A 3,816-nucleotide genomic window follows, 5' to 3' on the forward strand; every position below is an offset into this window, starting at 1 on the left:
AAAACACAGTGGTGGGAGTGGGATGGTGGGATTAGTGTAATGACCACTTATGCATGAAATGGCGTGGTTGTCCCCACCCGAAAGTTTAAAGCATATCGTTAGTGTAAAGACCAAATAGAGTCAGAAAGAGCGAGATACCGGCACCATCATCCGATAGTGGTGTTTTGAGCGCCGGAGGCGCGACCTGAGCCTTCCAAGCTCATGGCCCGGGTTCAAATCCCGGTCGGTGCATTCTGCGAGGAACGAAGGTGATGAGCGGATGCTCCCGAATTCTGAATCAAGGAGTGGAGCGAAGCGGAGCGACTGCGGTTCAACTCTCGGTCGGTGCGTTTTCTGCCGAACGAAGTGAGGCGAAAACCATCAGCGGGCGTTGAGCCAGTCAGGCGAGCGGTGTGGGTCTGGCGCTGTTCAAATTCCGCGTCGGACGCGTCGCCTGCGCTAGTCTAGTCCGCACCGGTCGGTTCTGCGCCCGTGACGCGGTGGCCGTAGCGGTACATGGCGAGGAAGGCGCCGGTGGCGACGACGATGAACGCGGCGGCGGTCCAGAAGGCGATGGCCATGCCGTAGCCGTCCTTGATCACGCCGACGACGACGGGACCGACGACCTGCCCGACCTTCCACGAGATGGAGCGCAGGCTCATCGCGGAGGCGACGGAGTCGAAGCGCTCGCCCTCCTCGACGAACAGCGCCATGCTCGCGGGCAGGCGGATGCTGTCCGCGACGCCGATGATCCCGTACGCGACGAACAGCGTGAGGAGCGCGCCGTCGAGACCGACGGTGTGACCGAACGCCCCGACGTCGAACGCGGGAACCATCGCCTTCGCGGGACCGGCGAGCGGGATGAGGGCGGTGCCGAGCGCGTACGCGAGCGCGCCGCAGAGGATGAAGTACTGCTCGTTGCCGAGCCGATCGGTGAGGTCGCCCATCCACCCCTGAAGGACGGCCTTGATGAGCTTCCCGCCGGCGAGTAGAAGCCCGATGGCGAACGCGGAGACGCCGAACTCCGTGCGAGCGTAGATGGGCAAGAAGAGGATGACCGCCATCTTCCCGACGCTGAAGGCGAAGCGGAAGGTGACGAGGGAGTTGACCATCGGGCGCGCGAGGAGGTCGCGGAAGGTGCCGATGCTGTCCGCCTCCGCGGGGTCGGTCGTTCCGCCGGGGTCGTCGCGGAGGTAGATGAACACGAGGACGAAGGAAACGAGGGTGACGCCGGAGAGGAGGAGGAAGGTGACCGACGTATCGAAGGTGTAGAGGAGCGCCCCGCCGACGAAGTCGCCGGCGAAGCTGGAGAACGCGCCGACCTGATTGTACGAGCCGAGCCAGCGCCCGCGCTCGCCCTCGGGGCTGATCTCGCCGACGACGCTCGATCCCGTGATCCAGAGGATGCTGGAGCCGAGGCCCTGCAGCATTCGGACGAGGATGACGTCGACGGCGTTCGTGACGAAGATGAAGCCGACGAACGTCGCGACGTTCAGGAGGAGACCGACGAGGAGGATGTGCTTCGCGTTCCGGGTGTCCACGAAGCGCCCGAGCGGGAGGACGATGACGAGCTGGACGGCGGCGAACGCCGTACCGAAGAGTCCCTCGACGAACCCGGTGGTGCCGAAGGCGTCCGCGAACAGCGCGATGGCGATGAGGATCGTCGAATAGGCCTGCGCGCGGGCGAACGCCGTCCCGGAGAGAGCGATGAACTCGCGATCGGCGAAGACGCCGAGCCGGCCGTCGGAGATGGACACGTGGGATTCGGGACTACCGCACTAACGGTAATAAACGATCCGGCACATGCCTCGACGGCGTGCCCGATCGCTCACAGTTCGATCCGCTCGACGAGCTGGTCCTCCTCGCTGCCGACGTTCACCGCGACGATGCGGATGTCGGATTCGAGCAGCGACTCGTGGAGCTTCTCCTTCAGGAGGTTGTCCACCTGATAGACGCCCGCGGCGTTTCGCATCCGGATCTCGACGAGGACCGGGACGTCGTCGCCCGCGCGGAGCGTGACCGATTCGATGGCCTGACTGGAGATCGTGTTGATGCCGCGCCCGCCCCGCTCGTAGGGGATGCGCGAGCGCCCGCTCTCCATGTCGAGACCGTCCGCGACGCGGATGACGCCGGCCTCGTGCGTCAGGGGCTGTTCCTCCGTGTGGTGACAGAGGATGGCGTGGAGCACTTCGGCCTTCACGCGGACGGCGTCCACCGTGTCGTAGAACTCGGGGAGGATCCGATCGAGGACGTCCGCCGCGAGCGGGATCGACCAGTAGGCGTGGTCGTCGCGGTGGACGACGTGGCCGATGTCGTGGAGCGTCGCCGCGAGCGCGACGATCACCGACTCATCCGATTCCGCCAAGCCCTGATCGGCCGCGCCGTTGAACGCGACGTCACCGCGCTTCAGGAGGTCGTAGAGGCGCAGCGCGCGATTGCGGACGATCTCGATGTGCTTCGTCCCGTGGTCGTTGTACCCCTTCCGCGTGACGGGGTTCACGTTCTGCGCTTCGAGCAGGGCGACGACCTCGGGGTCGTTCCGCAGGAACGCGAGGACGTCGTTCAGCGGCTCGTCCGGGAACGCGTGGTCGGCCTCCGGATCGTACTCCCGGAGACCGCGGTCTTCGCCGTTGGCGTCGGCGTCGTGGGTCTCGCTGTCGCTCACGTTCCGGAATGGGAGCGCACGCGCTAAAAAGACGGTGGGGTTCGGCGGGCGTTACGCTGCGTCCACGGCGGCTTCCTCGACCTCGTCGTAGTCCGGCTCGACACCGGGATCGTCGGTCACCCACGTGTAGGTGACCTCGCCGTCCGCGTCCACGACGAAGACGGAGCGCTTCGCGGCCGCGTAGCCGAGACCGGCGAAGTCGTCGTCGACGACGTCGAAGGCCTCGATGGCCGCGCCGTCCGCGTCGCTCACGAGACCGAAGGAGAGGTCGTTCTGGTCGCGGAACTCGTTGTTCGCGAACGGCGTGTCGACGCTGACGCCGTAGACGGTCGCGCCGACGTCCTCGAAGGCGCCGATGTTGTCGCGGAACGTGCACATCTCGTCCGTGCAGACGCCCGTGAACGCGCCGGGGTAGAACGCGAGGACGATCGGCTCGTCACCCACCTCTTCGGAGAGAGTGAACGAGTCTACGTCGCCGTCCGCGAGCGGTGCCGTGAAGTCGGGAGCGTCGTCACCAACGTCAACCATACGCGCCGTTTCGAGCGCCTGTCGTATGATGGTTGCGCTCCCGGTGAAACGAGCAAAAAGCCTATAACTGGCAGTTTGCTACGGAATGGTAGAGATGGTCACCAGTACCCCACTGTTCCTGGGCGGCTTCCCCGGCGGGATGGAGTTGGCGCTCGTCCTGCTCATCGCGGTACTGCTCTTCGGCGCGAACAAGATCCCCAAGCTCGCGCGCTCGACGGGGCAGGCGATGGGCGAATTCCAACGCGGCCGCGAGGAGATCGAGGACGAACTCGAAGACGTTCGAAACGGCGGTAGCACTGATACCGACGTCGAGACGGACGTCGACTCCGATACCGTGGACGCTGACACCGTCGACTCCGACGTCGAGACCGCGACCTCGAAGAATAGCAACTGACGCCGCCGACACGAAGAGCAACCGTTTTTCATTCTCGATCGCGTAGCCACCGCTACGGGGCGTGTGGCCAAGCGGATACGGCGAGCGGTTCCTAACCGCTAGATCGCGGGTTCGAATCCCGTCACGCCCGTGCAGCGACCGTAGGGAGCGAACCGGCAGGACGGGATTCGCGGCCCTGCAAGTCGCAGCGTCCGAACGAAGTGAGGACGACCGTCTTGCTCTGGTTCGAATCCCGTCACGCCCGTTTTCA

The 3,816-nt window shown here is 65.1% G+C and carries 4 protein-coding genes and 2 tRNA genes; 3 read left to right on the forward strand and 3 right to left on the reverse strand.

Annotated elements, in window-relative coordinates:
* Nucleotides 1-168: 168 nt before the first annotated feature.
* Nucleotides 169-231 (forward strand) — tRNA-OTHER (locus AOZ13_RS13090).
* Between the two features lie 212 nt (nt 232-443).
* Here AOZ13_RS13090 and AOZ13_RS13095 read toward each other — a convergent pair.
* From AOZ13_RS13095 to AOZ13_RS13105, 3 genes are all read right to left on the reverse strand, one after another.
* The gene (locus AOZ13_RS13095) at nt 444-1,736 is read right to left on the reverse strand and encodes an MFS transporter (protein WP_020221185.1); all 1,293 of its coding nucleotides are present in this window, start codon (nt 1,734-1,736) and stop codon (nt 444-446) included.
* Between the two features lie 71 nt (nt 1,737-1,807).
* Entirely contained in the window at nt 1,808-2,644 is an 837-nt protein-coding gene (locus tag AOZ13_RS13100; protein WP_020221184.1) for an HD domain-containing protein, read from the reverse strand.
* 51 nt (nt 2,645-2,695) lie between these two features.
* Entirely contained in the window at nt 2,696-3,172 is a 477-nt protein-coding gene (locus AOZ13_RS13105) for a redoxin domain-containing protein (RefSeq protein ID WP_020221183.1), read from the reverse strand.
* A gap of 94 nt (nt 3,173-3,266) precedes the next feature.
* Here AOZ13_RS13105 and AOZ13_RS13110 point away from each other — a divergent pair, with 94 nt between their 5' ends.
* Complete coding sequence (locus AOZ13_RS13110) at nt 3,267-3,566, forward strand: Sec-independent protein translocase subunit TatA/TatB (protein WP_020221182.1); 300 nt, start codon at nt 3,267-3,269, stop codon at nt 3,564-3,566.
* Between the two features lie 57 nt (nt 3,567-3,623).
* A tRNA-Arg gene (locus AOZ13_RS13115) sits at nt 3,624-3,696 on the forward strand.
* Nucleotides 3,697-3,816 lie beyond the last annotated feature (120 nt).

The organism is Halarchaeum acidiphilum MH1-52-1, assembly GCF_000474235.1.
GTDB lineage: Archaea > Halobacteriota > Halobacteria > Halobacteriales > Halobacteriaceae > Halarchaeum > Halarchaeum acidiphilum.

Excerpts from the sequence above, each read along its gene's own strand:
- AOZ13_RS13105 (WP_020221183.1), bottom strand. The coding sequence starts at position 3,172 with ATGGTTGACGTTGGTGACGACGCTCCCGACTTCACGGCACCGCTCGCG.
- AOZ13_RS13110 (WP_020221182.1), top strand. The coding sequence starts at position 3,267 with ATGGTCACCAGTACCCCACTGTTCCTGGGCGGCTTCCCCGGCGGGATG.